Source organism: Labilithrix luteola (assembly GCF_001263205.1).
Taxonomy (GTDB): Bacteria; Myxococcota_A; Polyangia; order Polyangiales; family Polyangiaceae; genus Labilithrix; species Labilithrix luteola.
In genome coordinates this window covers 11771502-11798115 of record NZ_CP012333.1, presented here as the reverse complement: position 1 = coordinate 11798115, position 26614 = coordinate 11771502, and the positions used below count along the sequence as shown (strand labels likewise).

The window sequence follows — 26614 nt, the reverse complement described above, 5'->3', positions numbered from 1 at the left end:
CCGTTAGCGCGCATCGGGCGTGGTTCCGTGGAGGACGACGTCGAGGTACGCCTCGAGGGCTTCGCGCGCCGAGAAACGATCGTCGTACGCGAGCCGATCGCCGAGCGCCATGAGTGCGCCCCACGTCATGTAGGCAACGAGCTCGGTGTTCATCGGGCGACTCTCGCCGCTCTTCACGGCGCGGGCGAACATCGGTTCGGCGCCGGTGATCATGTCGTGGAGCGCGGCGCGGGCTCGGCGCGCGAGGTCGGCGTCCGTTCCGTAGGCGACCTGGGTGAGGAGGTTCGTCATCATCCGGTACGGCTCGATGCGATGGATCACGGCGCTGGCTCGCACGCGGCCCTCGTCGCGGTACGAGAGTTCGTGGGTCATGTCGGCGCGCTCTTCACGGCTGAAGACGGCGAGGCGAAGGCGTTGAAGGCAATCCACGAAGAGGTCGGCTTTGCTGGGAAAGAGGCGATAGAACTTGGCCTTGCCGATGCCCGCCTCGCGCGCGATGTCCTCGACGTGCACGGCGTCGTAACCGCGCTCCACGAAGGCGCGAGCGGCCACCACCGCGATGGCGTCGCGCGCGGCGTCGTCGTTCGATCGGACGCGAGGCTCCTTGGCTTCGGTCGGCGTCGAGGCCTCTTTGCGTGCCTGGGTTCGAGCGTCTCGTTTGGCGAAGCGGCGTCGAATCTCGTCGAGTGGGATCCCTCCGCCACGGAGGTGCGCAATCTCTCTGAGCCGCGTCACGTGTGCGTCTCCGTAGAGGTGCAAGCGCGTTCCGTGACGCGTCGGCGGAGGGAGCAGACCGAGGTTCCGATAGAAGTGGATGCTCGAGCGCCCGGTGGACGAAACCCGCGCGAGCTCCGAGATCTTCATTCCCGCCCGTCGTTCACCGCCCCGAGACGTCATTCATTTTGTGTAATGCAAGATGGCTCGCATGCCAGCACTGCGCGGGGAATCGCGGTCGATTTCGAGTGAAACTCGTTGGTCCGCTGCTACAGACACGTCGCGTCCCACGCGAGGTTCATCCATGCTGCGTCGTCGCTTCCAGGCATCGTCGATCTCCGTCGTCACGGTTCTTTCGGCACTCGCACTCGCTTCCGGCGGGACGGCGTGTGGAGGCTCTGACGATCCGGCCACGGATGCGCCCGTCGCACAGACGCCGGACAGCGGAACGTCGACGACAGGCAGCACGCCCGGCACGGGTGGTGACGGGGCGGCGAGCGACGCCGCTGGTGACGGGACGGCGAGCGATGCCTCGACGACGAGCCGCTGCAAGGTGACGCCCACCAGCGTGTCGTGCGAGCACAACGTGACCAAGCTCACCGCCGGCACGGCAACGCGCGACGTGTATTGGCAGACGCCGACGACACCGCCGCCTGCTGCCGGCTATCCGGTGGTCGTTCTCTACCAAGGCTCGTTCGCGGGACCGAGCCTCACGTGGGGCGAGCTCGGACCCAATACGGTGTTCGGCGGCTTCTACCAAGGCGTCTTGCAGGCGAAGCTCCTCGACAGCGGCTTCACGGTGATTGCGCCGTCGGCCGCCGTCGGCATTGCCTGGCAAACGAACTCGGGCCTTCCGTGGGACGCGACGACGGACAAGGACGTCATCGACGCGCTTCTCGCGGACGTTGCCGCCGGCAAGTACGGACCGGCCGACATGACGCGCCTCTATGCGACGGGCATCTCGAGCGGCGGCTACATGACGAGCCGCATGGCCGTGAGCTACGCCGGGAAGTTCCGCGCCCTCGCCATCCAGTCGGCGAGCTACGCCACCTGCATCGGACCGGTGTGCAACGTGCCCTCGGAGCTGCCGAAGGACCACCCGCCCACGCTCTTTCTCCACGGCGAGAAAGACACCACGGTGCCGCTTTTCACGGCCCAGGCGTACCACGACGCACTCGGCCACGCGGGCATCGAGACGTCGATGATCACCGATCCGGACGCGGGCCACCAATGGCTCGAGCAGTCGCCGGACCGCATCACCGACTGGTTCACGAACCACTGAAGTGGCCGGCCTCGGGCCTCCGATCTCGACAGATGGAGATCGGACGAGCTCGTGAAAATCCGCTGCGCGCGGCACGTTTGCGCCTTAACAATTGCTAATGAACCGTGTGCACGCGGTTCATGTTCCCCTTGCATCCAAAGATTGATGCAGGCAGCAATTCGGGGAGCCGTGAGCGCAACCGCAGACCAAATTTCCGTGGTGCTCGTCGAAGACGACGACAAGCTGGCGCGCCTGACGGCCCGTTACCTCGAGTCGCACGAGCTGGTCGTTACAGTCGTGGCCGACGGTCCTTCGGCGATCGCGAGTGTGATGCGTTCACGCCCCGACGTCATTCTCCTCGACCTGATGCTTCCGGGCATGAGCGGCCTCGAGGTCTGTCGCGAGCTTCGTACCCGCGTCGACACGCCCATCATCATGGTGACGGCGCGCGGTGAAGAGGCCGATCGCGTCCTCGGCCTCGAAGGCGGCGCGGACGACTACATCGCGAAGCCGTTCTCCTCGCGCGAGCTCCTGGCGCGCATTCGGGCTCACGCGCGTCGTGCGCGCGGCACGATCGGTCCGAGGAAGGAGCTGCGGGTGGGGCGCATCACCGTCGATACGGAGGCGATGAAGGCAACGCTCGACGGCGAAGCGCTCGCCCTGACGACCTACGAGTTCCGTCTGCTCAAAATCCTGGCCGAGCGGGCGGGGCGTGTGCTCAGCCGCGAGCAGCTCGTCGACCTCGTTCGCGGTAGCGCCGAGGAGGCCTTCGATCGTTCGGTGGACGTGCACGTCTCGCACTTGCGCGCCAAGTTGGGCGACGACCCCAAAGCCCCGGAGCTGATCAAGACCGTGCGCGGGGTGGGGTACATGCTGGCGCTCGAACGGAGCTGACGTGCGGCGTCCGAAGCTCTTCGAACGAGGCTCTCGGCTCGCGCTCCGCATCTACCTGATCGGACTCGTCCAGTTCCTAGTCGTCGCCATCGGCTTGGAGATGAACCGGCGCGCAGGGGCGCCGCGCATTCCGCCGCCGATCGGGCCCGACGTCCACTACGTGGCCGACACCCTGGCGCGCGTTGCCGAAGACCCTCCGTTGCTCGCGCAGGAGCTCGATCGCGTTCGAAGCATCTTCCACTGGGCCGTCACCGTTCGTGACGACACCGGCGAGGTTCTCGGCCAGACGCGCCCCGAGGAGCTGCCGTCCGGAAAGGTCATCGTTCGGGGCTCGCTCCCCGTCACGTTCGCGGACGGACGAGGCGGCACCGTCGACTACGTGGTGCCCCTTCGCGGACCACGGCCTCGCGCAGGACCGGGGTTCGTCGTTCCTATCGCACTCATCTTGCTCGTCGTCGGCGTGGCCTCGATCCTCACGTCGCGTGCGCTCACGAAGCCGCTGGCGCGCCTCACACAAGTGGCGAGGGACTTCGGCGCCGGAAAGCTCGACGCCCGCGCGCACATGAAGCGAAGCGACGAGCTCGGGGAGATGGCCAGAACCTTCGACGACATGGCCGACCGCATCGCCGCGCTCCTGCTCGCGGAGAAGGAGCTGCTCGCGAACGTCTCGCACGAGTTGCGAACGCCGCTCGCGCGTATCCGCGTGGCCCTCGACCTCGCCAACGAAGCCGATCCCCGTGACGCCGTGGAGTCGCTCGGCGACATCGCCGAGGATCTAGGGGAGCTCGAGCGCCTCGTCGACGACGTTCTCGCCGCCGCACGCCTCGCGCTCGACGATGGTCCTTCGTCGAGGACCAGCTTACCGATCCGACGCGAGCATCTCGAGCTCGGCGAGCTCATCGAAAAGGCGATGACGAAGTTTCGCGGAGCTCATCCCAATCGGACGCTTCGCGTGCAAATCGAGGCCGACCTACCGCCCGTTCTCGGCGACGCCATCTTGCTTCGCCGCGTGGTCGACAACCTGCTCGACAACGCTCACAAGTACACCGAAGACGCGAGCCAGCCGATCGCGATTGTCGTGCGGCGCGAGTCGGATGGTGTGACCATCGAAGTCCAGGATCGCGGAGTGGGCGTGGCCGAGGAAGACGTGAAACGCGTCTTCGAGCCGTTCTTCCGGGCCGATCGGAGCCGCACGCGCTCCACCGGCGGATTGGGGCTCGGTCTGGCACTCTCACGACGGGTCGTCGAGGCTCACGGCGGCACCATCGCCTTCGAGAGCAAGCTCGGTGCCGGCACGATCGCCCGCGTGCATCTGCCCTCCGCCGCAACGTGACCACGCCGAGCAGGCGGGCTCAACAATTCCAAACGCGCGAACAAGGCCGACGCAATGTCCTGACCGCATGGTCGAAGGCGGAGGTTCCGAGGATGGAAAGCCTACGCTTCGCAGGATTCGCTTCCGCTCTTTCGCTTTCGCTGGTTGTCGCCGCGTGCGCGCAGAGCGCCCAGGAGTCGTCGACCGCACAAGGTCAGCAAGGACTCAGCACATCGGACGGCGGTTCGGGCGGTCACCCGCACGACGGCCGCCATCATGGCCCGCCGCCCGCCGCCTTCGATGCATGCACCAGCAAGGCGACGGGCGATGCCTGCACGGTCTCGTTCGACGACAAGCAAATCAACGGCAAGTGCGCGGCGCCGCCGCCCGATGCCGAGGACAAGCGTTCCTTCTGCGCGCCCGAAGGCGGACCCGGCGGACCGCACGGTCGCCCGCATGGGCCGCCTCCTGCCGAGGCATTCGCCGCCTGCGATGGCAAGACCGAAGGCGCGAGCTGCGACGTCGCGTTCGACGGCGGCACGCGTTCGGGCAACTGCATCGTGCCTCCGTCCGACAGTGGCGAGAAGCGCCTCGTCTGCGCGCCGCCGCGTGGTCCCGGAAGGGGGCCCGGCCACCCCTGAGTCGGCCCTCGCCGACGCACGAAAGCCCGGCAACCTCGCGGTTCGCCGGGCTTCGTTCATTTGGGATCAGGCGGTTCGCCGGAAGACGACGGTGAGATTGTTGGCCGGCATGCGGACGGTCTCCTCGTGGACGAACCCGTGGGCAGCCGCGCTCGCGACGACGTCGTCGAGGTTGCGGACGCCCCAGGCCGGATTACGCGCACGCAAGCCCTCGTCGAAGCTCGCGTTGCTCGGCGCGGTGTGGACGCCGCCTTCGCGGAAGGGCCCATAGAGGACGAGCGCGCGACCAGGCGCGAGACGCTCGCTCGCCCCGCGCAGGAGTCCCTCGCATGCCTCGATCGGCGCGATGTGGATCATGTTGATGCACACGATGCCGTCGATGGGCCCGACCGGCCAAGCGCTCATCGTCGCGTCGAGCTGGATGGCCGGACGCACGTTCGACATGCCGGCGAGCGAGACCCACGCGTCGATGCTGGCCAGCGCCGTGGCGTCGAGGTCGGACGGCTGCCAGACGAGGTGAGGCAGCCGCTCGCCGAAGAAGGCGGCGTGCTCGCCGCTTCCGCTGGCGATCTCCAGAATCGTTCCAGGAGTCGCGAAGACGCGGGATAGGACTTCGAGAATCGGCTCGCGATTGCGAAGTGTGGCCGGGGCGTGTCGCCGTTCTCCCAATGAATCGGTCATGCGACGTCCAATCCTTGATTCATCACGGATTCGAGTACTTGCAATGCCGTATTGAAGGCAGAGGTCGAAACATCGATGTCGGACCCGGCTCGGAAGAGCTCGTCCGACGATATCTCACCGAGTGCAACGGCGCTGACCATGCGGGCGACCACGGAGGCCTGCCTCGCCGCCGGTCCATACCCGCCGTTTCGCAGACCACGAGCCTTCTGACGAAGCTCCCAAGCCCAGGGCGTCGCGATCCGGTGCCGTTTTTCCGGATCCTGCGCGAGGCTGCCCAAGATGTAGAGGGCCGCGGCGACCATGGGCAGCGAGTCACTCCGCTTGAACTCCTCGATCACTGCCAGGTGGGCCAGCTGCGCGGAGTTCGCTGCGTTTGCTGCCTTCGCTGTCTCGGCTGAGTCTTTCGAAGTGATCGAAGTCATTGGCGAATATCAGGATTCCAAGGTTCGGAGCCAGATCTCGAGATCAGATCTCATGAACACGTGGTGAGCTGGAATTGCGATCAGTGGTGTCATTTATATAAACCACAGATCTCGTTTGCAACGCGTTTCGATCTGATCATCGAAATATTTATCCACAGATCGATCTGTGGATTCGCGGTGGGAAAGTGCATCGAGGTTTCCGCAGACCTGCGAGGCTCGCGCGAGCAACACGGGAGCGGAAGCGTCCTCTCTTCTCGTCGTCGTTTGCACGGCGCGCGTGTGCGCAGAGGGCTGTCCACCCCGCCACGCGACAGGCGCGCTCTCGCGCGAATCAGCCGCGACGCTTGGAAGCGGTCTTCTTCGACGTCGTCTTCGTGCGGCTCGTCTTGGCCTTCGCGGCGCCGCCGAGATGCGAGACGCTCTGCCACGCGAGCTTGGGGAACGTTGCGCGCATGAAGGTCGGATCGAGCTCCGCCCCCGCGAGCCATCGCCGGCACGCTTCGTGACTCGGACCGAGGAGCACGACGTCGAAGAGGAGCGGCGACCACGCCGGCAGAGCGCCTTCGGCGATGAAGCGACCGACCGCCGTCGTGATCGGCGCGAGGCTCTGGGCTTTCTGGGCCTGCAGCTCGAGCGTTGGCTCCGGCGTGAACTCCAGCGCGAACGCCTGATACATGAATCGCGCTTCGTCGCGATGGGTGAGCACCCACTCGATGTGGGCATCGACGAGGGCCGTCACCGCTTCCTCGGCGCTCTTCGCCGGAACGACGCGCGACGCCAGGTGGCCCGCCAGCCGGTCGAACGTGCGCGCGAGTAGGGCGAGTGTCAGCCCGGGAAGTCCGTCGAACAGGTGATATACGCTCGACGGGCTCGCCCCCGCTTCCTTGCGGATCTCCTCGATGCCGGTGCCGAGCACGCCGCGCTCGGAGAAGCATCGCAACGCCGCATCCAGCAGCGCTTCGCGGCGCTCGCGTCCGTCTCGGCGGGGCGATTTCACGCGAAAAACGATAGTGCCGCGGCCCCGTGACCAGCAACTGGAGGATTTTTCCAATTAAGATTTGGCGGAGCTAGCCTCTTGCCATGCCTGATCTCGTTCTCACCGGCGCCACCCGTGGAATTGGTCATGCGCTCGCGCTCGCCCTGGCGAATCGTCGCGATGGCACGCGCCTGCTGCTCGCCGCACGTGACGAGGCGCGCCTGGAAGCGCTTGCCGGCGAGTGTTCACGCGTCGGGACGGACGCCGTTGCCGTGCCCGGCGACCTGGGAACGCTGGCCTCCGCACGTGATCTCGGCGAGCGACTCGCAAAGCTCGTCCGCCCGGGGGCCACCTTGGTCCACATCGCCGGGCTCTGGCCCTCGAGCCGCGAGTTCGGTCCGGATGGATTCGAGCGAGCCTTCGTGGTCAATCACCTCGGCGGGCTCACCATGCAAGCGCCGCTCCTCGAGGCGGGCCTCCTGCGCCGCGTGATGGTGGTGAGCGCGGGGCTCCTGGTCAAAGGCCGCTTCGATGCGACACGCACGCCGACGGGAGACGACTTCTCGGCCATTCGCACCTACTGCACGACGAAGCTCTGTTTTGCGGTCGCGATGCGCGACGTGGCGGCGGCCCATCCGGACGTCGACGTCGTCGTCCTTCACCCCGGTGTCGTGCGCACCGACCTCGGCGCACGCAAAGGGCCGCTCGGCTGGCTTCTCTCACTCGTCAAACGAAGTTGGGAATCCCCCGAGACGTGCGCTGCGCGGCTCGTACGAATTCTCGATCGCCCGCGCTGGTCCCAACCGGGCCAAGCGAAATGGCTCGTCGAAGAGGAAGAGCAATCGTGGCCCCCGGTGACGGAAGATCCGGCAACCGTCGCCGCGATTCGTCGAGTAACGGCAGCGAGCCTCAAGACCGAAGAGCTGGCGTGACGACTTCGGCGTATTTCGCGCCTCAGAGGTCGATGCGCCGGAAACCGTGCTTGTCGACGAGCTCGCGTTCGAAGCCGGGGAGGTGCGCGCGGCCCATCACGACGATGGCGGACGAAATGGTGGGATGGTCGGCGAGCATTCGAATCGTGCCTTCGGCCATCAGGGTGTCCCGGAAGGTGAGAATGCCTACGGCGGGGTGGAGGAGCCAGCTCCAGGAGAATCGTCGCAGGAGAACGGCCGGCACCAGCATGACGAAATGGAGCTCGAAGAGAACTCCCGCGACGCCGAGGACGCCGAGAATGGCATCGAGCGCCGGCGGCACGTTGGGCAGTAGCTCACGCAGAGCGAGGAGCACGAAGTTCGTCCACACGACCGCGAAGAACGCCGTTAGATAGGCCGACCCCACGTGGAGGCCGAAGGGCATGCTCTTCGCGCGCTCGACTTCGACCGTGTAGCCGAACGGGAGCTGCTTCGCGTCGGTGATGGAGCTGTCTTTGACGAGTCCGAACGACAGCGCACGAAGGATGGCTCGCGGCGCGTGGATCAAGAAGCCGAGGAGGCGCCCCGCGAAGACCTGACGCGTCTGGAACGTCTCCACCCCTCGGAGCTCGAACTGCTCGAGCACGTCGCGGCCGAGCTTCGAGGCGTGCTCGAGCTTGAGGTGGGCTTCGCCGAGCGTGACGAGGACCCGCGAGCTTCCGTTGTCGCCCGGCGCGAGATAAACGCGAACCCCGTAACTGAGGGGCGTTTCGGCCGCGCGCCGGAGTGCTGCGCGCGCGCTCTCGGAGAGGCTCGTCATGCCTCTATCTTAGGCGTTCTCGCCGGCTCTCTTGTCGGGTTTCGGCGAGCGACCGAGCGGCCTGAGGAGCGCGGCCCAGTGACGCTCGACCTGACCGCACGTCAGCGTTCGCTGTCGAGGTGGTGCATCTGCTCGGCGCCGTAGCGAGTTCCGGCGACGGCTTCGGCCGGCACGGCGCGTTCGATGCGCGCGACGTCGTCGTCCGACAGGTCGAGGGCGAGGGCACCGAGGGCCTCTTCGAGCTGGGCGACCGTGCGCGAGCCGATGGTGGGAACCAGGCCACGGCCCTTGCCCTTGGCCAGCACCCACGCGATGGCGAGCTGCCCGGTCGTCGCCCCGCGTTCGGCGGCGATCGTCTCGAGAGCGGCGACGAGCTGGCGGTTTCGCTCGCCGGCCTCGCCCATGAAACGCGGGAGGACGGCGCGGTAGTCGCCCTTGCTCTGCACCTTCGAGCCCGAGAGCAGTCCGCGTGAGAGCACGCCGTAGGCGGTGACGCCGATGCCGAGCTCGGCGAGAACGGGGAAGATCTTCTCCTCCGGTCCGCGGCTCATGAGCGAATACTCGATTTGCAGATCGGCGATGGGATGCACGGCCTGGGCGCGTCGGATCGTCTCCGGGCCGACCTCCGAGAGCCCGATCGAGCGGACATAGCCGGCCTTCACGAGATCGGCGATGGCGCCGATGGTGTCCTCGATGGGCACGCTCGCGTCGAGTCGTGCGGGGCGATAGATGTCGATGTGATCGACGCCGAGGCGCACGAGGCTGTAGGCCACGAAGTTCTTCACCGCCGCGGGCCGCGCGTCGAAGCCGACGAATGCGCCGTCGGGGCTGCGCATGGCACCGAACTTCACCGAGAGAAGCGCCTTCTCGCGGAGGTCGGGACGTTCACGCAGCGCGCGTGCGATCAGCAGCTCGTTTTCGCCCATGCTGTAGAAGTCGCCGGTGTCGAGCAGGGTCACGCCGCGCTCGAGCGCCGTGTGGATCGTCTTGATGCTTTCGCGCTCGTCGATGGCACCGTAGATGCCACCGGTCATGCCCATGCAACCGAGCGCGAGGGGAAACACTGCGGGGCCTGCGCCGAGCTTGATGGTGCCGAGGTTCTTGCCGTTCGAGCTCATGGTCGTCTCCGTTACGCGCAACTCGCTTGCGCTGGGTGAGTCATCGGTCGTTGCTGACGAAGACGAAACTAATCCGCCCACGGAATGAGACCAGTGAATAGGATGAATGGGACACATGACTGACAATTATGGAAGGGACCTGGATCTCAACCTCCTGCGCGTGTTCGCGGTCGTCGCGGAGAGTGGCGGAGTCACCGCCGCGGCCCAGAAGCTCTATCTGACGCAACCGGGCGTGAGCGCTGCGCTGAGGCGCTTGCAGACGGCGATGGGGGCGCCGCTCTTCGCTCGCCAGGGACGCGGGCTGACCCTCACGCGACGAGGTGAGCAGCTGCTGACTTCGGTAAAGCCCCACCTCCGCGCACTGACCGAAGCGGCGTTGAAGCCGGCGGCGTTCGATCCGAAGACGAGCGATCGAACGCTGCGCCTCGGCATGTCGGACGCGACCGAAGGCTGGCTGCTCCCCGCGCTGGTGCGCGTCCTCGGGAACGAAGCCCCGAGCATGAAGGTGATCGCCATCCCGGTGCAGTTTCGTTCCGTCGGCGAGGCCATCGCGACGCGCGCCGTCGACATGGCGGTGACCGTCGCCGACGAGATGCCCGCGGGCACGCTACGCAAAGATCTCTTCTGGGGCGGCTTCGTTCTTCTCTTCGACCCGAGGCACAACCGCATCGGCGCCGAGATTCGCGAGGCGGAGTACTTTGCGAAAGAGCACGTGGTGGTCTCGTACAACGGCGACCTGCGCGGCGTGGTGGAGGACATGTTCCACAAGTCACGGCGTGTCCGCTGCTCGGTGTCGACGTTCTCCCACGTCGGAGCGCTGGTCGACGACACACCGCTGCTCGCCACGGTGCCGACCATCGTGGCCTCTTACGTTCGCGAGACGAAGCCACACCTCGCCACCGCGAAGCTGCCCTTCGGCATTCGTGGCGCGTCGCTCGAGCTTCTGTGGCCGGCGGCCCTCGACGACGACGATGCATGCCGCTTCGTGCGCGAGAAGATCGAGATTCTCACGAAGGACGCGTTCGCTCGCAGTCGTGAGCTCGAAGTCCGTCCGAAACGAAAGCCGAAGAAGTCGCGCGTCAGATCGTGAAGAGGCGGGCCATCTTCTCGCGCGTGGCCTCGTCCGGCAAGCGACCGTCTCCGGCGCGGCAGTTGTCGGCGAGGTGACTCGGGTTCGCCGTGGCGGGGATCGGACAGGTCACTGCAGGATGCGAGAGCACGAACTTGAGAAGAAACGCAGACCAGCTCGTGCAATCGAAGTCACTCGCCCAATCCGGCAAAGGCTTGCCGTGGACGCGGCGGAAGATCTGTCCCTCGGCGAACGGGCGCATGACGAGGACGGCCGTGCCCGTGTCCTGCGCGACCGGCAAGAGGCGCTTTTCCGCGGCGCGGTCGACGATGCTGTAAGGAAGCTGGACGAAGTCGAGCTCGTCCGTGCGCATCCGGCGTTCGAGCTCGTCGAAGGCGCTGTGCGCGTAGTGGGTAATGCCGATGTAGCGAATCTTCCCGGCCTGCTTCCATTCGCGGAGCACGGGAAGATGGGTATCGGCGTCGACGAGGTTGTGGACCTGCATCAAGTCCATCGTCGTCGTGCGCATGCGCGCCATCGAGCGATTCATCTCGTCGATGCCGGCCTGACGCCCGCGCGTCCAGACCTTGGTCGCGAGGAAGGGCCGCACGCCCTCCGGGATCACGTGGGGCTCGGCGAGCAGATCGCCGACGACCTCTTCGGCGCCCCCGTACATCGGCGACGAATCGATGACGGTGCCTCCCGAACGAAAGAAGTCCGTGGCCACCCGAGCGAGCGCTGAGCGCTCGCGTGACGCGGTGCCGACGTCGAAGGTCTGCCACGTTCCGAGCCCGACCACGGGAAGCTGTTCGTTGGACTTCGGGATCGGTCTCGTGAGCATGGGCGTCCTCCCGGTGAGCGGCTCGACCATCGGCTGGTTTGGTCCCGGCGTAAAGCGTGGTCCCCGGCGGCACGGTTCACGCTAGCGGTGAGCAGGCCAAGGTCGGAAGATGTCGCGGGGATCGCATCCCGACCGCAGTTCGAAAGAAAAATGTCCGGTCGTCCGCCCTTCGCACGTCGTGGGCATGCAGAAGCCGCAAACGCGCGGATTCTTCGCAAGGAGGCTTGAAAATGAGCGTCTTCGTTTACCTCTTCCGATCCACCCTCGAAGGTCAGCGCGAGGCGATGGGAACGCCGGAGCGGGCCCAGCGCAGCATGGAGGCCATGATGGCGTGGATGCGCGATCTCGAGGCCAAGGGGCACCTGGCCGAGCCCGGTCAGCCTCTCGATACGGCCGGCAAGGTCGTCCGCGGGCGAAAGGGCGAGAGCGCGCTCGTCACGGACGGGCCGTATGCCGAAACCAAAGACGTCATCCTCGGCTACATCCTCGTTCGGGCGAAGGACCTCGCGGAGGCTGCCGCTCTCGCCGAGTCCTGTCCGATGGTGATCGGCGGCGAGTTGGTCGAGGTCCGTCCCGTTCTCACGGGGACGATGTGAACCACCGAACGAACAGGGAAGGAGCGAACACCATGCGACCCATCATCATGTTCAATCGCGTTTCGGCCGACGGCTACTTCGCCCGTCCGGAGGGAGACTCGCACGCCGACCTCAGCTGGGTCGTCCCCGAGGAGCAGATCGACAAGGCCGGAGCCGCTGCGTCGTCGGCGGTCGATACGATTCTCTTCGGTCGCAAGACCTACGACATGTTCGAGAGCTTCTGGCCGCATGCTATCGAGGTCGCCAAGGCCGGTGGCGAGATCGAGAATCCTCACGGGCCGGTCCGCGCGTCGTCCGAAATGCGCGCGATGGCGGAGATGATCAACGCCGCGAAGAAAATCGTCTATTCACGCACGCGAAAGAGCGTGACCTGGAACAATTCGCAACTTCGCGCGACGTTCGACCCGCAGGAGATTCGCGAATACAAGAAGGCCCCGGGCAAAGGGATCATCATCTTCGGGAGCGGCTCGATCGTCTCTCTGCTCGCCCAGCACGACCTCATCGACGAATACCAGATCGTCGTGAGTCCGCTCTTGCTCGGCAGTGGAGAATCGTTCGTGCGAGGCGTCGCGAAGACGACCGGGCTCACCCTCGTGGAGGCCAAGGGCTATCCTTCCGGGAACGTGATGCTCCGCTATTCGCGAAAGGGTTGATTGGACCTCGACGAACATCTCTTCCGGCACGAAGCCGGGCGCCTCGTGGCGGCGCTCACGCGCATCTTCGGCGTCCACAATCTCGCGCTCGCAGAAGACGTCGTGCAAGACGCCTTCTGCCGAGCGCTCGAGGTGTGGAAGGTGTGCGGCGTGCCGGACAATCCGTCCGCGTGGCTGATGACGACAGCGAAGAATCGCGCGCTCGACATCGTCCGCAAGGAACGGACCGCGCGGACGTTCGCGCCCGAGATGGGACGTTGGCTCGAGTCCGAGTGGACGCTCGCCCCGGCGATCGACGAGGCCTTCTCTCCGTCGATCGTCCGCGACGAGCAGTTGCGCATGATGTTCTCGTGCTGCCACCCGAGCCTGGCCGAAGAGGCGCAGGTGGTGCTCGTGCTCAACGTCCTTTGCGGATTCGGTGCGAACGAGATCGCGAGCGCGCTTCTCAGCGGACGGGCCGCCATCGAAAAGCGGATCTCGCGTGGAAAGAAGACGCTCGCGGGCGCTCGCACCCTCTTCGACCTGACCGATGCCCAGTTCGAGTTACGGCTCTCGGTGGTCCAGCGTGCCCTCTATGTGCTCTTCAGCGAGGGCTATCACGGTGCTTCCGCCGAGTCGGCGGTTCGCATCGAGCTGTGTGAAGAGGCCATTCGACTGACGACGTTGCTTCGCGAGCATGCTCCCGCCGCAACGCCGACCACCAACGCCCTTGCCGCGTTGATGTTCTTGCATGCCGCGAGGCTGCCGGCGCGCGTCGATTCTGCCGGCGACATCAGCGCGTTCGTCGAACAGGACCGAACGCGATGGGATCGCCGTCTCGTCGAAGAGGGCCTCGTGCTTCTCGAGCAATCCGCGTCCGGAACGGAGTTGTCTCGCTACCACGTGGAGGCGGCCATCGCGGCCACGCACGCAAGCGCCCACACGCTCGAGGCAACGGATTGGCGGGCCATCGTCTCGCTCTACGACCGACTGATGCTCATCGCACCGTCGCCCGTCGTGGCCCTCAATCGGGCGATTGCGGTCGGCCAGCTCGAAGGGCCAGAGCGAGGCCTCGAGGCGCTGGATGCAATCGCAGGGAAAGAACGCCTCGCGGACTATCCGTTCTATCCCGCCGCCGTTGCCGAGTTCTCGCTACGACTCGGTCGTATGTCGGAGGCGAGGCGATCGTTCGAAGAGGCCTTCGCGCTGGCGCGAAACGATGCCGAGCGCCGCTTCTTGCGAAAACGCCTGGAACGTATTTCGGATTGAGCGACTCACGCGATGTTGAGGAAGAGCTCGGTTAGGAGGTCGCTCGGCTTCGTATCCATCGGCGTGTTCTTGTAGACCTCGTACATCATTCCGTTGATGCGATGTCCGCTCTTCGGGAGCCACTCTCCCATCAAGCGCGACCACGTATCGCCGAGGAGCGTGTACGGTCCGACGTGCTCGGTCCGGGCATACTTGCCTGCGGGGATCTTGATCTCGGTAAGACCCGGGGGAAGGGCGACGTCGTTGGGAACGACGATACCCGCGTCTGCACGCAGCTCCGTCGCGGGCGTGGTCTCGGGATCGTCGTGGTAGATCGCGAGCATCTTGCAGCCCGGGAGCCCGATGAGCCCCGCGGGGCCGACGATGCCTCCGAGTCGCTCGAAGGCATTCGAGATGGTGTTGTACGGACCGCGATGCGAAACGGCGGCAACGCGAAGTTCGGGCATGGTCTGGATGTCGACGTTCATGATGGCTGCTCCTGTCGGTTGGATGGAAATGGGAAGCTCGAGTCTCTTGCCTTCGATGAAGTGGATTCCGCACCGCGCGGCGAGCTCGACGTCGGGGGGCCGCCGGCACGCGCTCCGCTCCTCCGCAGCTCGCTCGCGAAACTCGGAGGGCGACGCCGCGTACGCGTCACGGAACGCGCGTGTGAACGACTCGTGCGTCTCGTACCCCGCGTCGAACGCGATGCTGGTCACGCTCGCCCCGCCATTGGCGAGCCGATGCGCCGCCCGCTCGAGCCGCAACCGCCGATGCAGCTCGAGCGGTGTCTCGCCGACGATGCCTCGAAAGATGCGATGGAAGTGCAGCGGCGAGAGCGCCGCCCCTCGCGCAAGGCAGCCGAGGTCGAGCGCCTCGTCCAACCCGTGGACGATCCGCCCCACCGCCTGCTGCACGATCTCCTCGTAAAACGAGCGCGTTTCCTTCTTCACGGGGTCCAAGCTACGCGGTCCGGTCCCCCCGCGCTTGACCCGCTTTGCGATTTTTCGACGGCCGGCTCAGCCGCTGCTTCCGCGGACTTTCTCCAGGGCATGGTGGATGGCGCGGAGAGCCTCGACGGCATGTGCGCCCCAATGGCTCAAGAAACCGAAGCGCCACTGCCAGACGGCATCAGCGAACTCGCCTCTCTCCCAGTGCCAAAGGCCCTCGCGCACGTCCTGGTACGTCTCGACGAGATCGTCGTCGAGCGAACCGACGATGGCCTCGCTGCTCTCGGGGTCGAACGCGTCGAAGGCGGTCCAGTAGAAGTCGTACTCGTCGAGTGGCGTCCACCCCTCCGGAGCAGTGAATCTCGGTGCCTCGCGATGGGGATCCGGCACGGCATCCGGCAGTCTCGCGCCCGCCGCATACAGCTCGAGCAGCCGCGCCCGCGCGGTCGCGAGACGTTCTGGAACCGAGAGCTTCGGAGCCTCGAGCATGAACGCGCAATAGTCACGCGCCGCGCGAACGAACGCCGTCACGTCGGGCGTCAGCAGATCGGCGAATGCAGGCGGCGTCATGCGACGTAGATTACGCTCGATTGCTGGCCATTGAACACCGTCGCGGGCCAACGCATGCCGAACGTCCCGTGAAATTCGCTCTGTCGCTCCGCATTGGGAGCCGCGCTGTTGGAATTCGGTAGCACCCATCTTGTCGATGGAGCGCATTCGTTGGGCTTCAGTCGACGATGAACAGTGTTGCGCCCGTGGGGGTGGACGAGCGGTGTGCTTCGGCGCCGTCGGCTACCTGATAGCTCATTCCGGGGCCCAGAACGGTTACTCGTCCGTCTTCCAGTTCGGTGTGCAGCTCGCCCTGCAAGCAGAGGAGGATGTGCCCCTTCTTGCACCAGTGGTCGGCTCGGTAGTTCGGCGAGTATTCGACCATGCGGACTCGCACGTCGCCGTAGTGGCGAGTTCGCCAATAGGCCATGCCCGTTTCACCGCGGTGCTCGGTCGGCTCGACGGAGCTCCAGTCGATGGTCGAGAACGGGATGTTTCGAAGCTCCATGGGGGCCCTCCGTGTGTCGCGTGGCGCAACGCGCGTTTGATAGCACACGAGCGCTCTGTTACTGGTGCATGTGATAATCACGAGTAACGTTATTCATCCGACCTCGATAACGATTGGAATCCTCGCCGGGATGGGGCCGTCATCGACCGGGCCGTTCGTCGATCGCGTCGTCGCGCATTGTCGAGCGCATTACGGCGCGAGGGAGGACGAGGATTTTCCTCGGATGCTGATCCTGTCTTTGCCCACGCCGTTCCATGCGGATCGCCCCACGGATCATGGCGCGATGCGCAGCGCGCTTCTCGGCGGCCTCGGTGAACTCGAGCGAGCCGGCGTCGACGTCGTCGGCATCGCCTGCAACACGGCGCACGTCTACTTCGACGACCTCGTCGCTGGCGTCCGGGTTCCCGTCGTGAGCATGGTGAAGCTCGCCGTGGAGGCGCTGCCGGCCCGTGCGCAGCGGGTCGCGGTCGTCGGTGCACGGCCCACCCTCGAGTCAGGGATTTACCTGCGCGCGCTGGAGGGCGCCGGCCGCTCGGTCGTCGATCTCGCATGTCAGTCCGACGTCGATCACCTCCTCGAGGGGATCCGAAACGGTGCGGCGTCGGCTGCGCTCGACGAGACGTGGCAACGGATTGCAGAGCGTGTCTCGAGCGAAGACGTGGACGCGCTGGTCATCGCGTGTGCGGACTTGAGCGCGCTCGGCGTCGGCTCGAAATCCGTCGTTCCGACCGTCGACGCTACCGATTGCCTGGCGCGCGCGCTCGTCGTTCGCTGGCATCGGCTCGCCTCGCAGGTCTCCCTAGGCGCGCCTTGATCCGTGAATCGTCATCTTCGCGATGACCGCCTTCAGCTTCGCGGCGCCGCGCACGAGGACGCTCGCGTCGGCCGCTGCGTAGCTCAATCGAAGATACGGACCGGGCGCTTCGGCGGGAAACCATGGCGAGCCCGGGCTGACGATGATCCCTTCCGAGCGGGCGCGCGCCGCAAGCGCGAGATCGTCGAGTCCTTCGCGCAAGCGAAGCCAGAGGTGCAGGCCGCCTTTCGGAAGGCAAACGGGAGCCGCGAGGGGGAGCTCACCCACGGCGCCGGCGAGTGCGTCACGCCGCTCGCGCAACGTGCGGCGCACCGAGGCGAGATGGCGGCTCCACGACGCCGAAGTCACGAGCTCGAGCGCCGTCTCCTGGAGAACGCCGCTCACGAAGAAGTCGTCGAGCTCGCGCATCGAACGAAGACGCGTGAGCGCTGCGCCGCGAGCGACGAGCGCCGCGACGCGGAGGCCCGGCGCCGTACTCTTCGTGAGCGAGCGGATGTACACGACGTGCCCGTCGACGTCGTCCACCGCGAGCGGCCTTGGCGGAAGACCGTCCAGCGCGAGCGTGCGAAACGAGTCGTCCTCGATCAGGAACGCGTTCGCGCGCGCGACGACGTCGAGAACGCGAGCACGGCGCTCCACCGAAAACGAGATGCCCGTCGGGTTCGCGAACGTTGGTTGGCAGTACACCAGCCGTGCCCCGGTCTTCGTGAGGATCCGCGCGAGAGCGTCGGGCAGGATTCCTTCTCCGTCGCACGGCACGGGCACGGGAGCGAGCCGCGCTGCTTTCGCCGTGGCGAGCGCACCGAGGTACGTCGGCGCCTCGAACACGACGGGATCGTTGGGTCGGGACAAGGCGCGAAAGGCGAGCGTCAACGCGGCCTGTCCTCCCGAAACGATGGTGACGTCGCTCTCGCGGAATCCGCCTCCGCTCTCGTGGGCAAACCACGCGCGTAGACCCTCGAGACCCTCGGCGGGGAGTCGACTCCACGTGCCCGGACGACGCGCGGCGCGCGCAGCGGCTCCGGCGAGGAGCGAGAGAGGTTGGAGCGCCGGATCGAGATATCCGCTGCTCAAGAGCGTGGCGCCGCTCGACGTCGTCACCGCGAGCGCCGCGAGAGCGTTTGCCGGCACGTCTTGCGAGCCGAGCGCGAGTGCTTGCCACTCGAAGTGGCCGCTGCCGCCTCGGACCGGTCGCGCGGCGACGAACGTTCCCGCACCGGGACGTGCGACGACGAGCCCCTCCACCGAGAGCTGCTGGAGGACGCGATGCACCGTCACCGGGCTCACGCGGTGTTGCGCGACGAGCTCGCGTACCGGCGGGAGCTGACTTCCGGCCGCCGAGGAGGCGACGAGGCGGCGAAGTGCTTGACCCAGCTTTTCGCGACTGTTACCCGTTTCCATGCCACTCGAGAGTAACGTTATTCCTGTCTCGCCGGTAACGGTTTGGAGCGCTCGATGAACGACGTGAAACGGGTCGTGCTCGTCGCGTTCGACAGGTTCACGGACATCGATCTCTTTCTGGCGTGGGACCTTTTCGCGCGGATCGGGCCGCCGTGCTCCGTCCAGATCGCCGCGAAGACGCCGCGCATCACGTCGAGCACGGGGCTGACGATTGATTGTCACGCGGGCCTCGCAGCCGCGAGCGAGGCGGATGCCGTCTACTTCTGCAGTGGTCCCGGCTCGCGTGTGCTCGTCGACGATGCGGAGGCGTGCGATATCCTCCGCCTGGATCCATCGCGGCAAGTCCTCGCGGCGGTCGACTCGGGCGCGATCGTCCTTGGAAAGCTCGGGCACCTGCGTGGTCTACGCGCCACGACGTATCCTTCGCCCGACCTGCACGACCGACTGCACGCCTATGGAGCGACGCTGGTCCGAAGCTCGCTCGTCGTCGAAGGAAACGTTGCCACGGCTGCCCAGTGCCTCGCCGGCGTCGAGCTCGTTCGCTGGGTAACGGCACGCCTCTTCGACGATACCGTCGCGCACTCCGTGGTCGCGTCGGTCGCGGCCCTCTGACGAGTGCTCGACGATATCGCGCCTACCGGCGTTCGAATTCGAAGTCGCTCAATGGAACAAGCGGCCGACGAATGCGATGAGGAGCATCAGCGTGCCGATGCCGCCGGTGACGATGGCGAACCAGGCGCGGCCGGCGCCGTCCTTGCCGGGCTTCTTCTTGAGATCGACGAGTGCCGCGATGCCGAGCCCGAGAGCGAGAGGGGCGGGCAAACACAACATGCTCGCGAGCCCGACGTAGCCGGCAATCAGTGCGAGTGGCGCGACGTTGACGGGCGCGACGTACTTCATCGCCGGGTCCTGGTACCCCTGCGGGCCTTGTGCCCACGTCGGTTGGGCGTGCGGAGGTGCAGGACGCTCGGCGTACGGCGAGTTCGGCGGCGGGTAGGGCGGCTGCATCGTGCATGGAGCCTACATCGGCGGCGCCCTCGACGCACGCGATGCACGCGACGGAGCGACAGAACGTGCGTGACGTGGCGAGAGACGTCTGGCTTGATGGGCGCGATGAGTCGAACGAAAGAAGGCCGCGCGAAAGGTGGACGCGCGAAGAAGGCGAGCCGGCCGTACGTGATCTGTCACATGGTCCCGTCGGTCGACGGGCGGATCGTCACGTCGCGCTGGGACATCAAGACCAAGCTCACCCCCGAATACGAGCGCACCGCGCAGACGTTCGGCGCCAACGCTTGGATGATCGGTCGCGTTTCGATGGAGCCTTATGCCGGCAAGGCCAAAGTGCCGGCGCGCAAGGGTGGCAAAGCGATTCCGAGGACCGACTTCATCGCCCGGCGTGATGCCGAGTCGTATGCGATTGCCCTCGACCCCTCCGGCAAGCTCACGTGGAAGTCGAATTCAATCGACGAGGAGCACGTCGTCACCGTGCTCACCGAGAGTGTCTCGGACGATTACCTCGCCTTCCTCCAGTCGAAGGGCGTCTCTTATCTCTTCGGCGGCAAGACGAGCCTGAATCTGAAAAAGGTGGTCGAGAAGCTGACGAAGGAATTCGGAATCGAAAAGCTCCTTCTCGAAGGGGGCGGCAAGATCAATGGCTCCTTCTTGGCCGCGGGTCTCGTCGACGAGCTGAGCCTGCTCGTGGCGCCCGTCGCCGACGGCTCGATCGGAACCCCCACGCTCTTCGATTCGGAGGATCGCAAGGCACCTGCTCGTCCTCTGAAGCTCCTCTCCGTCGAGAAGCGAGCAGGCGACCTCGTCTGGCTCCGCTACCGCGTGAAGGCCTGATCCCAGGTGGTCAGGCGCGCGCGTTTCGAAGCTTCGTGAAGAATTCGGTGGCGGTCAGCGTGGCGGCCACCGGTTCGGTGCCGGGCACGCCGGAGGCGATCCAGCCCGAGTTGAAGCCGTCTTCCATTTCCTCGAACATCGCCGTCCAGACCGGCTCCATGCCCTGAGCACGGAGGCGAGCCGTCCACTGATCGCGGGGAATGGAGCGGGCTTCGATCGGGCGTCCGAGGACGTTGCCCATCGCGCCGGCGAGATCATCGGCGCTCATCGGTGAGCCGAGCTCCACGACCTTTCTGCCACTCCACTTGCTCGTGAGCAGCCGAGCGACTTCGTTGCCGATGTCCTCGGCTGCCACCATCATGAAGCGCCGATCGGTCGGGATGAGGAAGGTGTCGAAGTAGCCCGTCGACGCTGCGGGACCGAGCGCGAACGCGTAGTTCTCCAAGAAGGAGCCGGCGCGGACGAACGCGGTGGGGAAGGGGAGGTCGGCGAGCGCCTCTTCGAGCAGGTGCGTCGTGGTGATGAGTCCGAGTTTGCTGCTCTGCTCCGAACCCACCGACGACAGCACCACGAGGCGCGGCGGAGGTGCTTTCCGCAGGGCTTCGGAGAACGTCGCGATCATGGCCTTGGCCTCGGGGAAGCCCGGCCCGATGCTCAGAAGCGGAGGCACCATCAGGTAGGCGGCCTCCACGCCCTGCAGAGCTTCGGTGATCGCGCCCACGTCGGTGAAGTCTCCCTGGCGAACCTCGACTCCCTTCTCCGACCAAGCTGCCGCTTTCTTCGGATCGCGCGCCAGTGCGCGGACCGCGTGCCCGTTTTTCAGCAACCGATGAGCTGCCGCTCCACCGACGTTGCCGGTGATTCCTGTGACGAGAAACATGCTGGAGTCCTCCTTGGCGAGCGAATGCTCGAGAGGTACCGCCCGTCCTACGAACGCACTAGTATGCCGTTTTGAAAGCGACTTTTGCTGTGAGTGCACGAATCAATCTCGACCTCAACGACGTCGCGCTCCTCGTGCGCGTCGTTCAAACGCAAAGCTTCTCGGCCGCGGCGCGCGAGCGTGGCGTTCCCGTTTCGACGGTGAGTCGGCGCATCGCGCGACTCGAGACAGGCCTCGGCATTCGCCTTCTCGAACGAACCACGCGCAGCCTGCGGCTCACCGATGCGGGGCGCGCGTACTTCGCGCATGCCGAGCGTGCGCTCGACGACCTCGCGCAAGGATCCGATCGCGTCCACGAACTTCGTAAGGAGCCGCACGGTCGCGTGCGCGTGGTCGCTCCGCTGGCCCTCGGCGCGGCGGTCTCGAACGTCGTTTATGCCTATCTGAAGAAGTATCCGGGCGTGTCGATCGATCTCGAGCTCGACGAACGTCGAGGTGACGTTCTCGCCGAAGGCTTCGACATCGCCATTCTCACCGGGAAGGTGGACACGTCCGACTTCGTCGCCCGCGAACTTTGGGCCTCGACGCGGAAATTGCTCTTCGCGAGCCCGCGCTACCTCGAAGCGCGCGGCACACCGCGTCGCGTGGACGATCTCGCGCGCCACGATTGCATCGCCACACGCGCGACCGACGGCATGGCCACGTGGACGCTCTCCATGGGCGGAAGACTGAAGCGACGTATCAACTTCGCACCGCGCTTCTACGTGAAGGAGTTCTCCGCCGCGCGCGGCGCCGTGCTCGCCGGCGTGGGCATCGCCATGCTCCCCGAAGTGCTCTGCACCGCAGACGTGGCTGCCAAACGTCTCGTCCGCGTTCTGGACGGCTACGAAGGCGAAGTCGGCGGCGTCTATCTTCTGTATCGCGCGCACCGCTCGCTGACGGCTGCCGTCCGCACCTGCCTCGACCACTTCCTTGCCGAGCTTCCGGCGACGGATCCGGCTCGCAGCCCATCGAAGCGTCGGCGCTGAATGCGAGGGACGCAGCGCGGCCGCCGAGCGAGCGCTTGCTTGGCAGGACCTGACCGCAAACGTGCCCTCGCGCTGCACGCGTCACGGCCTTCCGAGGCGCCGTTCGTGCATCGTTCCGTCGCTCGAGCGGGCGCGATTGTAAAGGCTGGCTGAACAGCCCATGCAGAAGTCCTCCGTTCAGCGGAGTCGCGCGCCCACCTACGTTGGCGATCGTCGAACGGCGCGAGGCGCCCTGACCGCGAGGGAACCATGTCGAACATCGAAGGCAAGGTCGTCGTCATCACCGGCGCGAGCAGCGGCCTTGGCGAGGCCACCGCACGCCACCTGGCCACGAAGGGAGCCAAGCTGTTCCTCGGGGCCCGCCGCATGGATCGGCTCGAGTCGATCGTGGCGGACATCACGCGCGGAGGCGGCAAGGCGGCGGCCAAGAAGGTCGATGTCACCAAGCGCGCAGAGGTCGATGCGTTCGTTCAAGCTGCCGTGGAGAAGTTCGGCCGCATGGACGTGCTCGTGAACAACGCCGGGCTCATGGCCCTCGCGCCGCTCGAGAAGACGCTCGTCGACGAATGGGATCGCATGGTCGACATCAACATCAAGGGCGTGCTCTACGGCGTGGCTGCGGCGCTGCCCGTCTTCGCGCGACAGAAGGGCGGTCATCTCATCAACCTCTCTTCGGTCGCCGGTCACAAGGTGACCATGGGCGGCGCGGTGTACTGCGCGACGAAGTTCGCCGTGCGCGTGATCTCCGAGGGCGTTCGGCAAGAGGTGGACGGCGTTCGCACGACCATCATCTCCCCGGGGGCCGTGGAATCGGAGCTGACGTCCGGTATCTCCGATCCGCAAACCGCCGCGGGGATCAAAGAGTTCTATCGGCAACAGGCGATTCCCGCCGATTCGGTGGCGCGCGCCATCGCCTTCGCCATCGAGCAGCCGGGCGACGTCGACATCAACGAAATTCTGCTCCGCCCCACGTCGCAGGAGCTTTGAGGTTCAGTGATGCAAAAACGTAAACTAGGAAATAGTGGGCTCGAGGTGTCGGCTCTCGGCTTCGGATGCATGGGGTTGAACTTCGGGTACGGCCCCGCCACCGACAAGCAAGAAGCGGTGGCTCTGATTCGAAATGCCTTCGAGAGCGGCGTCACGTTCTTCGATACCGCCGAGGCCTATGGGCCATTCACGAACGAAGGGGTGGTGGGGGAAGCCCTGGCACCGATTCGCGACCGCGTAGCGATTGCCACCAAGTTCGGATTCAAGAATGGCGAGCCCCAGGCGGGAATGGATAGCCGGCCCGAGCGAATCCGCGAGGTTGCCCACGCGGCGCTGAAGCGACTCCAGACCGATCGAATCGACCTCTTCTACCAGCACCGCGTCGATCCGAACGTGCCGATGGAGGACGTGGCCGGGACGGTCAAAGAGCTGATTCGCGAGGGCAAGGTGAAACACTTCGGGCTGTCCGAGGCCGGGATACAGTCCATTCGTCGTGCGCACGCCGTCCAGCCCGTCGCTGCCCTCCAGAGCGAGTACTCGATGTGGTGGCGCGAGCCGGAGAAGGAGATCCTTCCGACCCTCGAGGAGCTCGGCATCGGCTTCGTCGCGTTCAGTCCTCTCGGCAAGGGCTTCTTGACCGGCGCCATCGACGACAAGACGACCTTCGCCAAGGACGACTTCCGCAACATCGTGTCTCGCTTCGCGGTCGATGCCCGCAAGGCGAACCAGGCCCTCGTGAGCGAGGTCTCCGCCATCGCCGCCTCCAAGGGCGTGACGCCTGCGCAGATCGCGCTGGCGTGGCTCCTCACGCGGAATCCGTGGATCGTGCCGATCCCCGGGACCACGAAGCTGCACCGGTTGAAGGAGAACGTCGGCGCGGCAGCCATCGAGCTGACGAGCGAAGACCTCCGCCGCATCGAGGACGCGCTCGCCAGGGTGAGCGTGGTCGGCGACCGCTATCCGGCTCATCTCGCCGCCCGCGCCGGTCGCTGATCCTGCGCCTGGGGTCACGGAAAGGTCGATAAGAGCGGCCTTTCGGCCACGTGCAGCGCGATCTATCGGCTTGGTACTTGCCGGTACCAAGACCCGGCGCTACTCTCGAGGAGGTTGGTACCAAGTGGTACCACCGCGCGACTGAACCCTCGACCTCGAGAGTCCGATGTCCACTTCGACCCCCGAGCATCTCGACGTTCTCATCATCGGCGCCGGCCTCTCCGGCATCGGTGCCGCGTACCACCTGAAGACCTTCTGCCCGACGCGCACGTACGCGATCCTCGAGAGTCGCGAGGCGATCGGTGGAACCTGGGACCTCTTCCGGTACCCGGGCATTCGCTCTGACTCGGACATGTTCACGCTCGGCTATCGCTTCCGCCCGTGGCGCGACGGGCGGGCGATTGCCGACGGGCCGTCGATCAAGGCGTACATCGAAGAGACCGCAGCCGAGCACGGCATCACGGACAAGATCCGCTTCCGCCATCGCGTCATGCGGGCGGAGTGGTCGTCGGCCGATGCTCGCTGGCACGTGACGGCCGAGGTCGGGCCGGAGCGCACGCCGGTGCACTACACGTGCAAGTTCCTCTACACGTGCACCGGCTATTACGATTACGCGAGCGGTTACACGCCGGAGTTCCCCGGTCGTGAGACCTTCCGCGGTCAAGTGGTGCACCCGCAGCACTGGCCGGACGATCTCGACTACGAGGGGAAGCGCGTCGTGGTCATTGGTAGCGGCGCGACGGCCATCACGCTGGTGCCGGCGATGGCCGAGAAGGCCTTGCACGTGACGATGCTCCAGCGTTCGCCGACGTACATCGCCTCGCTGCCGGGGCGCGACGCGATCGCCGGCATGCTCCGGCGCCTCTTGCCGGACGGCGCGGCCTATGCCGCAACGCGCTGGAAGAACGTTCTGGTCGGCATGTTCTTCTACGACCTCGCCCGAAAGCGGCCTGGCGTGGTGAAGCACTTCCTCCGCAAGGGCGCGCGTCGATCGCTCGGCGAAGACTTCGACGTCGATAAGCACTTCAAACCGCGCTACGAGCCGTGGGACGAGCGCGTGTGCGTGGCACCCGATGGTGACTTCTTCCGCGCCATCCGAAAGAAGCGCGCCTCGGTGGTGACCGACACCATCGATACCTTCACCGAGACGGGTATCCGCCTCTCCTCCGGCGAGCATCTCGACGCAGACATCATCGTCACTGCCACCGGCCTCAATGCGAAGCTCTTCGCGGGGCTCGAGCTCTTCGTCGACGGCGAGCGCGTCGATCTCGCCAAGAGCACGGCCTACAAGGGCATGATGTACAGCGACGTGCCGAACCTCGCCTCGGCTGTCGGCTATACGAATGCCTCGTGGACGCTCAAATGCGATCTCATCGCAGAGCACGTGGTGCGCATTCTGAATCATATGCGTGATCGCGGTTACGACAGTGTCACGCCGCGCGTTCGCGATGCGTCGATGCCGACCGAGCCGCTCATCGGCCTTCGTTCGGGCTACGTGAAGCGAGCGCTCCACACGCTCCCCAAGCAGGGGACCCGCGCCCCGTGGCGGCTTCACCAGAATTACGTGAAGGACCTCTACATGCTTCGATTCGGACGGGTCGACGAGCCAGAGCTCGAGTTCGAACGTGCCCGTACGGGGAAGACGGCGCCGTCTCGTGAGCACTCGCGCGTGGTTGCGAACGGAGCGAGTCATGCCTAGTCGGATGCGCCTTCGAGACCGAACGGCGCTCATCACCGGCGCGGCGAGCGGCATCGGCCGCGCCATCGCGGTATCACTTGCGCGTCGAGGCTGTCATCTTGCCCTCGCCGACGTCAACGAAGCGGGCCTCGCCGAGACCGCGAGCCTCGTGCGAAGTGGCTCCCTTCTCGTCACGGAGCACCGCCTCGACGTCTCCGATCGCGATGCGATTGCCAAGTTTCCCGCCGAGATCGCCGCGGCACATCCGCGGGTCGACCTCCTCGTGAACAACGCCGGTGTTGCCGTGGGCGGCACCTTCGAACAAGTGAGCGAGGCGGACTTCGATTGGCTGCTCTCGATCAACTTCTTCGGCGTGGTCCGCATGACGCGCTCGTTCCTGCCCGTCCTCAAGCGGAGTGACGACGCGCGCATCGTGAACCTGTCGAGCGTCTTCGGCCTCGTCGCGCCGCCCGGGCAAGCCGCCTACGTCGCGAGCAAGTTCGCCGTGCGCGGCTTCTCCGAGTCGCTCCGTCACGAGCTCGAAGGCACCACCGTGGGTGTCACCGTCGTGCATCCCGGCGGCGTTGCCACGTCGATTGCCAAGAACGCGCGCGTTCCCGGCGGCCACGACGCCGACGAGGTCGAACGCCGCCGCGCCGCCTTCGACAAGCATCTTCGCCTTCCGGCGGCCCTTGCCGGGGAGACGATCGTGCTCGGCGTCGAGGCTCGGAAGCCTCGCGTGCTCGTCGGCAAAGACGCGATTGCGCTCTCGGTCGTCGAGCGCGTCGCGCCCGTCTCGTACTGGAAGCTGCTCGGCCGCGCCATGCGCGACTGAGCTCGACGCC

The 26614-nt window shown here is 66.0% G+C and carries 30 protein-coding genes; 17 read left to right on the top strand and 13 right to left on the bottom strand.

The window, feature by feature from the left end; all coding sequences use genetic code 11:
* Positions 1-3: 3 nt before the first annotated feature.
* Positions 4-864, bottom strand: a complete 861-nt coding sequence (locus tag AKJ09_RS50890; protein WP_169928668.1) for a TetR family transcriptional regulator — start codon at positions 862-864, stop codon at positions 4-6.
* A 154-nt stretch (positions 865-1018) separates the two neighbouring features.
* Here AKJ09_RS50890 and AKJ09_RS50885 point away from each other — a divergent pair, with 154 nt between their 5' ends.
* The 4 genes from AKJ09_RS50885 (at position 1019) to AKJ09_RS50870 (ending at position 4822) form a co-directional block, all read left to right on the top strand.
* On the top strand, positions 1019-1996 hold the full coding sequence (locus tag AKJ09_RS50885) for an extracellular medium-chain-length polyhydroxyalkanoate depolymerase (RefSeq protein ID WP_169928667.1): 978 nt from the start codon (positions 1019-1021) through the stop codon (positions 1994-1996).
* A gap of 144 nt (positions 1997-2140) precedes the next feature.
* Positions 2141-2869 carry a response regulator gene (locus tag AKJ09_RS50880; protein ID WP_146655104.1) on the top strand — a complete coding sequence of 243 codons (729 nt, stop codon included), beginning with the start codon at positions 2141-2143 and terminating at the stop codon, positions 2867-2869.
* Position 2870: 1 nt separating this feature from the next.
* The gene (locus AKJ09_RS50875) at positions 2871-4202 is read left to right on the top strand and encodes a sensor histidine kinase (RefSeq protein WP_146655103.1); all 1332 of its coding nucleotides are present in this window, start codon (positions 2871-2873) and stop codon (positions 4200-4202) included.
* A gap of 92 nt (positions 4203-4294) precedes the next feature.
* Positions 4295-4822 (top strand): hypothetical protein, encoded by a 528-nt coding sequence (locus tag AKJ09_RS50870; protein WP_146655102.1) that lies wholly within the window; start codon positions 4295-4297, stop codon positions 4820-4822.
* Positions 4823-4888: 66 nt separating this feature from the next.
* Here the strand turns inward: AKJ09_RS50870 and AKJ09_RS50865 are convergent, their stop codons facing one another.
* The 3 genes from AKJ09_RS50865 to AKJ09_RS50855 all read right to left on the bottom strand — a co-directional run bounded on the left by AKJ09_RS50865 (position 4889) and on the right by AKJ09_RS50855 (position 6922).
* Positions 4889-5503, bottom strand: a complete 615-nt coding sequence (locus AKJ09_RS50865) for a DUF938 domain-containing protein (protein ID WP_146655101.1) — start codon at positions 5501-5503, stop codon at positions 4889-4891.
* Entirely contained in the window at positions 5500-5925 is a 426-nt protein-coding gene (locus AKJ09_RS50860) for a hypothetical protein (protein WP_146655100.1), read from the bottom strand. The genes AKJ09_RS50865 and AKJ09_RS50860 overlap by 4 nt, the downstream gene beginning before the upstream one ends.
* A gap of 331 nt (positions 5926-6256) precedes the next feature.
* The gene (locus AKJ09_RS50855) at positions 6257-6922 is read right to left on the bottom strand and encodes a TetR/AcrR family transcriptional regulator (protein WP_146655099.1); all 666 of its coding nucleotides are present in this window, start codon (positions 6920-6922) and stop codon (positions 6257-6259) included.
* 83 nt (positions 6923-7005) lie between these two features.
* Here AKJ09_RS50855 and AKJ09_RS50850 point away from each other — a divergent pair, with 83 nt between their 5' ends.
* Positions 7006-7833, top strand: coding sequence for an SDR family NAD(P)-dependent oxidoreductase (locus AKJ09_RS50850; RefSeq protein WP_146655098.1), 828 nt, complete (start codon positions 7006-7008; stop codon positions 7831-7833).
* A gap of 22 nt (positions 7834-7855) precedes the next feature.
* On the opposite strand, the gene AKJ09_RS50845 is transcribed toward AKJ09_RS50850, so the two are convergent.
* Positions 7856-8632: a hypothetical protein gene (locus tag AKJ09_RS50845; RefSeq protein WP_146655097.1), complete on the bottom strand. Its 777-nt coding sequence runs from the start codon at positions 8630-8632 to the stop codon at positions 7856-7858.
* A 101-nt stretch (positions 8633-8733) separates the two neighbouring features.
* Positions 8734-9750 (bottom strand): aldo/keto reductase, encoded by a 1017-nt coding sequence (locus tag AKJ09_RS50840; protein ID WP_146655096.1) that lies wholly within the window; start codon positions 9748-9750, stop codon positions 8734-8736.
* A gap of 115 nt (positions 9751-9865) precedes the next feature.
* Here AKJ09_RS50840 and AKJ09_RS50835 point away from each other — a divergent pair, with 115 nt between their 5' ends.
* Complete coding sequence (locus AKJ09_RS50835; RefSeq protein ID WP_146655095.1) at positions 9866-10840, top strand: LysR family transcriptional regulator; 975 nt, start codon at positions 9866-9868, stop codon at positions 10838-10840.
* Here AKJ09_RS50835 and AKJ09_RS50830 read toward each other — a convergent pair.
* Positions 10830-11660 (bottom strand): aldo/keto reductase, encoded by an 831-nt coding sequence (locus tag AKJ09_RS50830; RefSeq protein WP_146655094.1) that lies wholly within the window; start codon positions 11658-11660, stop codon positions 10830-10832. The genes AKJ09_RS50835 and AKJ09_RS50830 overlap by 11 nt on opposite strands.
* 230 nt (positions 11661-11890) lie before the next feature.
* Between AKJ09_RS50830 and AKJ09_RS50825 the strand changes: the two genes are divergently transcribed.
* The 3 genes from AKJ09_RS50825 to AKJ09_RS50815 are packed head-to-tail and all read left to right on the top strand — an operon-like array spanning position 11891 to position 14157.
* Positions 11891-12256, top strand: coding sequence for a YciI family protein (locus AKJ09_RS50825; protein WP_205634011.1), 366 nt, complete (start codon positions 11891-11893; stop codon positions 12254-12256).
* Positions 12257-12288: 32 nt separating this feature from the next.
* The gene (locus AKJ09_RS50820) at positions 12289-12909 is read left to right on the top strand and encodes a dihydrofolate reductase family protein (RefSeq protein WP_146655093.1); all 621 of its coding nucleotides are present in this window, start codon (positions 12289-12291) and stop codon (positions 12907-12909) included.
* Entirely contained in the window at positions 12910-14157 is a 1248-nt protein-coding gene (locus AKJ09_RS50815) for an RNA polymerase sigma factor (RefSeq protein WP_146655092.1), read from the top strand. It begins immediately after the preceding gene.
* A 5-nt stretch (positions 14158-14162) separates the two neighbouring features.
* Here the strand turns inward: AKJ09_RS50815 and AKJ09_RS50810 are convergent, their stop codons facing one another.
* From AKJ09_RS50810 to AKJ09_RS50800, 3 genes are all read right to left on the bottom strand, one after another.
* Positions 14163-15089 carry an AraC family transcriptional regulator gene (locus AKJ09_RS50810; RefSeq protein ID WP_146655091.1) on the bottom strand — a complete coding sequence of 309 codons (927 nt, stop codon included), beginning with the start codon at positions 15087-15089 and terminating at the stop codon, positions 14163-14165.
* Between the two features lie 66 nt (positions 15090-15155).
* Positions 15156-15656 (bottom strand): DUF5063 domain-containing protein, encoded by a 501-nt coding sequence (locus AKJ09_RS50805; RefSeq protein ID WP_169928666.1) that lies wholly within the window; start codon positions 15654-15656, stop codon positions 15156-15158.
* Between the two features lie 157 nt (positions 15657-15813).
* Complete coding sequence (locus AKJ09_RS50800) at positions 15814-16143, bottom strand: DHCW motif cupin fold protein (RefSeq protein WP_146655089.1); 330 nt, start codon at positions 16141-16143, stop codon at positions 15814-15816.
* A 130-nt stretch (positions 16144-16273) separates the two neighbouring features.
* On the opposite strand from AKJ09_RS50800, the gene AKJ09_RS50795 reads away from it, so the two are divergent.
* Positions 16274-16957 carry an aspartate/glutamate racemase family protein gene (locus AKJ09_RS50795; RefSeq protein WP_146655088.1) on the top strand — a complete coding sequence of 228 codons (684 nt, stop codon included), beginning with the start codon at positions 16274-16276 and terminating at the stop codon, positions 16955-16957.
* On the opposite strand, the gene AKJ09_RS50790 is transcribed toward AKJ09_RS50795, so the two are convergent.
* Positions 16943-18358 carry an aminotransferase-like domain-containing protein gene (locus tag AKJ09_RS50790; RefSeq protein ID WP_146655087.1) on the bottom strand — a complete coding sequence of 472 codons (1416 nt, stop codon included), beginning with the start codon at positions 18356-18358 and terminating at the stop codon, positions 16943-16945. The genes AKJ09_RS50795 and AKJ09_RS50790 overlap by 15 nt on opposite strands.
* A gap of 54 nt (positions 18359-18412) precedes the next feature.
* Between AKJ09_RS50790 and AKJ09_RS50785 the strand changes: the two genes are divergently transcribed.
* Positions 18413-18970, top strand: a complete 558-nt coding sequence (locus AKJ09_RS50785; RefSeq protein ID WP_146655086.1) for a DJ-1/PfpI family protein — start codon at positions 18413-18415, stop codon at positions 18968-18970.
* Positions 18971-19018: 48 nt separating this feature from the next.
* Here the strand turns inward: AKJ09_RS50785 and AKJ09_RS50780 are convergent, their stop codons facing one another.
* Positions 19019-19366, bottom strand: a complete 348-nt coding sequence (locus AKJ09_RS50780; RefSeq protein ID WP_146655085.1) for a DUF4190 domain-containing protein — start codon at positions 19364-19366, stop codon at positions 19019-19021.
* 105 nt (positions 19367-19471) lie between these two features.
* Here AKJ09_RS50780 and AKJ09_RS50775 point away from each other — a divergent pair, with 105 nt between their 5' ends.
* Complete coding sequence (locus tag AKJ09_RS50775; protein WP_146655084.1) at positions 19472-20203, top strand: RibD family protein; 732 nt, start codon at positions 19472-19474, stop codon at positions 20201-20203.
* A gap of 10 nt (positions 20204-20213) precedes the next feature.
* Here AKJ09_RS50775 and AKJ09_RS50770 read toward each other — a convergent pair whose 3' ends face one another.
* Positions 20214-21083, bottom strand: coding sequence for an NmrA family NAD(P)-binding protein (locus AKJ09_RS50770; protein ID WP_146655083.1), 870 nt, complete (start codon positions 21081-21083; stop codon positions 20214-20216).
* 89 nt (positions 21084-21172) lie between these two features.
* Between AKJ09_RS50770 and AKJ09_RS50765 the strand changes: the two genes are divergently transcribed.
* The 5 genes from AKJ09_RS50765 (at position 21173) to AKJ09_RS50745 (ending at position 26604) form a co-directional block, all read left to right on the top strand.
* The gene (locus tag AKJ09_RS50765; protein ID WP_146655082.1) at positions 21173-22111 is read left to right on the top strand and encodes a LysR family transcriptional regulator; all 939 of its coding nucleotides are present in this window, start codon (positions 21173-21175) and stop codon (positions 22109-22111) included.
* A gap of 249 nt (positions 22112-22360) precedes the next feature.
* Positions 22361-23098, top strand: coding sequence for an SDR family oxidoreductase (locus AKJ09_RS50760; RefSeq protein ID WP_146655081.1), 738 nt, complete (start codon positions 22361-22363; stop codon positions 23096-23098).
* A 9-nt stretch (positions 23099-23107) separates the two neighbouring features.
* The gene (locus AKJ09_RS50755) at positions 23108-24091 is read left to right on the top strand and encodes an aldo/keto reductase (RefSeq protein ID WP_146655080.1); all 984 of its coding nucleotides are present in this window, start codon (positions 23108-23110) and stop codon (positions 24089-24091) included.
* A gap of 166 nt (positions 24092-24257) precedes the next feature.
* On the top strand, positions 24258-25790 hold the full coding sequence (locus AKJ09_RS50750) for a flavin-containing monooxygenase (protein ID WP_146655079.1): 1533 nt from the start codon (positions 24258-24260) through the stop codon (positions 25788-25790).
* Positions 25791-25794: 4 nt separating this feature from the next.
* Positions 25795-26604 carry an SDR family NAD(P)-dependent oxidoreductase gene (locus AKJ09_RS50745; protein ID WP_146656423.1) on the top strand — a complete coding sequence of 270 codons (810 nt, stop codon included), beginning with the start codon at positions 25795-25797 and terminating at the stop codon, positions 26602-26604.
* Positions 26605-26614 lie beyond the last annotated feature (10 nt).

Excerpts from the sequence above, each read along its gene's own strand:
- AKJ09_RS50745 (WP_146656423.1), top strand. The coding sequence starts at position 25,795 with ATGCGCCTTCGAGACCGAACGGCGCTCATCACCGGCGCGGCGAGCGGC.
- AKJ09_RS50840 (WP_146655096.1), bottom strand. The coding sequence starts at position 9,750 with ATGAGCTCGAACGGCAAGAACCTCGGCACCATCAAGCTCGGCGCAGGC.
- AKJ09_RS50770 (WP_146655083.1), bottom strand. The coding sequence starts at position 21,083 with ATGTTTCTCGTCACAGGAATCACCGGCAACGTCGGTGGAGCGGCAGCT.
- AKJ09_RS50795 (WP_146655088.1), top strand. The coding sequence starts at position 16,274 with ATGGGGCCGTCATCGACCGGGCCGTTCGTCGATCGCGTCGTCGCGCAT.
- AKJ09_RS50860 (WP_146655100.1), bottom strand. The coding sequence starts at position 5,925 with ATGACTTCGATCACTTCGAAAGACTCAGCCGAGACAGCGAAGGCAGCA.
- AKJ09_RS50755 (WP_146655080.1), top strand. The coding sequence starts at position 23,108 with ATGCAAAAACGTAAACTAGGAAATAGTGGGCTCGAGGTGTCGGCTCTC.
- AKJ09_RS50885 (WP_169928667.1), top strand. The coding sequence starts at position 1,019 with ATGCTGCGTCGTCGCTTCCAGGCATCGTCGATCTCCGTCGTCACGGTT.
- AKJ09_RS50800 (WP_146655089.1), bottom strand. The coding sequence starts at position 16,143 with ATGGAGCTTCGAAACATCCCGTTCTCGACCATCGACTGGAGCTCCGTC.
- AKJ09_RS50790 (WP_146655087.1), bottom strand. The coding sequence starts at position 18,358 with ATGGAAACGGGTAACAGTCGCGAAAAGCTGGGTCAAGCACTTCGCCGC.
- AKJ09_RS50785 (WP_146655086.1), top strand. The coding sequence starts at position 18,413 with ATGAACGACGTGAAACGGGTCGTGCTCGTCGCGTTCGACAGGTTCACG.
- AKJ09_RS50780 (WP_146655085.1), bottom strand. The coding sequence starts at position 19,366 with ATGCAGCCGCCCTACCCGCCGCCGAACTCGCCGTACGCCGAGCGTCCT.
- AKJ09_RS50760 (WP_146655081.1), top strand. The coding sequence starts at position 22,361 with ATGTCGAACATCGAAGGCAAGGTCGTCGTCATCACCGGCGCGAGCAGC.
- AKJ09_RS50775 (WP_146655084.1), top strand. The coding sequence starts at position 19,472 with ATGAGTCGAACGAAAGAAGGCCGCGCGAAAGGTGGACGCGCGAAGAAG.
- AKJ09_RS50805 (WP_169928666.1), bottom strand. The coding sequence starts at position 15,656 with ATGACGCCGCCTGCATTCGCCGATCTGCTGACGCCCGACGTGACGGCG.
- AKJ09_RS50830 (WP_146655094.1), bottom strand. The coding sequence starts at position 11,660 with ATGCTCACGAGACCGATCCCGAAGTCCAACGAACAGCTTCCCGTGGTC.
- AKJ09_RS50835 (WP_146655095.1), top strand. The coding sequence starts at position 9,866 with ATGACTGACAATTATGGAAGGGACCTGGATCTCAACCTCCTGCGCGTG.
- AKJ09_RS50865 (WP_146655101.1), bottom strand. The coding sequence starts at position 5,503 with ATGACCGATTCATTGGGAGAACGGCGACACGCCCCGGCCACACTTCGC.
- AKJ09_RS50820 (WP_146655093.1), top strand. The coding sequence starts at position 12,289 with ATGCGACCCATCATCATGTTCAATCGCGTTTCGGCCGACGGCTACTTC.
- AKJ09_RS50850 (WP_146655098.1), top strand. The coding sequence starts at position 7,006 with ATGCCTGATCTCGTTCTCACCGGCGCCACCCGTGGAATTGGTCATGCG.
- AKJ09_RS50825 (WP_205634011.1), top strand. The coding sequence starts at position 11,891 with ATGAGCGTCTTCGTTTACCTCTTCCGATCCACCCTCGAAGGTCAGCGC.
- AKJ09_RS50750 (WP_146655079.1), top strand. The coding sequence starts at position 24,258 with ATGTCCACTTCGACCCCCGAGCATCTCGACGTTCTCATCATCGGCGCC.
- AKJ09_RS50870 (WP_146655102.1), top strand. The coding sequence starts at position 4,295 with ATGGAAAGCCTACGCTTCGCAGGATTCGCTTCCGCTCTTTCGCTTTCG.
- AKJ09_RS50890 (WP_169928668.1), bottom strand. The coding sequence starts at position 864 with ATGAAGATCTCGGAGCTCGCGCGGGTTTCGTCCACCGGGCGCTCGAGC.
- AKJ09_RS50845 (WP_146655097.1), bottom strand. The coding sequence starts at position 8,632 with ATGACGAGCCTCTCCGAGAGCGCGCGCGCAGCACTCCGGCGCGCGGCC.
- AKJ09_RS50880 (WP_146655104.1), top strand. The coding sequence starts at position 2,141 with ATGCAGGCAGCAATTCGGGGAGCCGTGAGCGCAACCGCAGACCAAATT.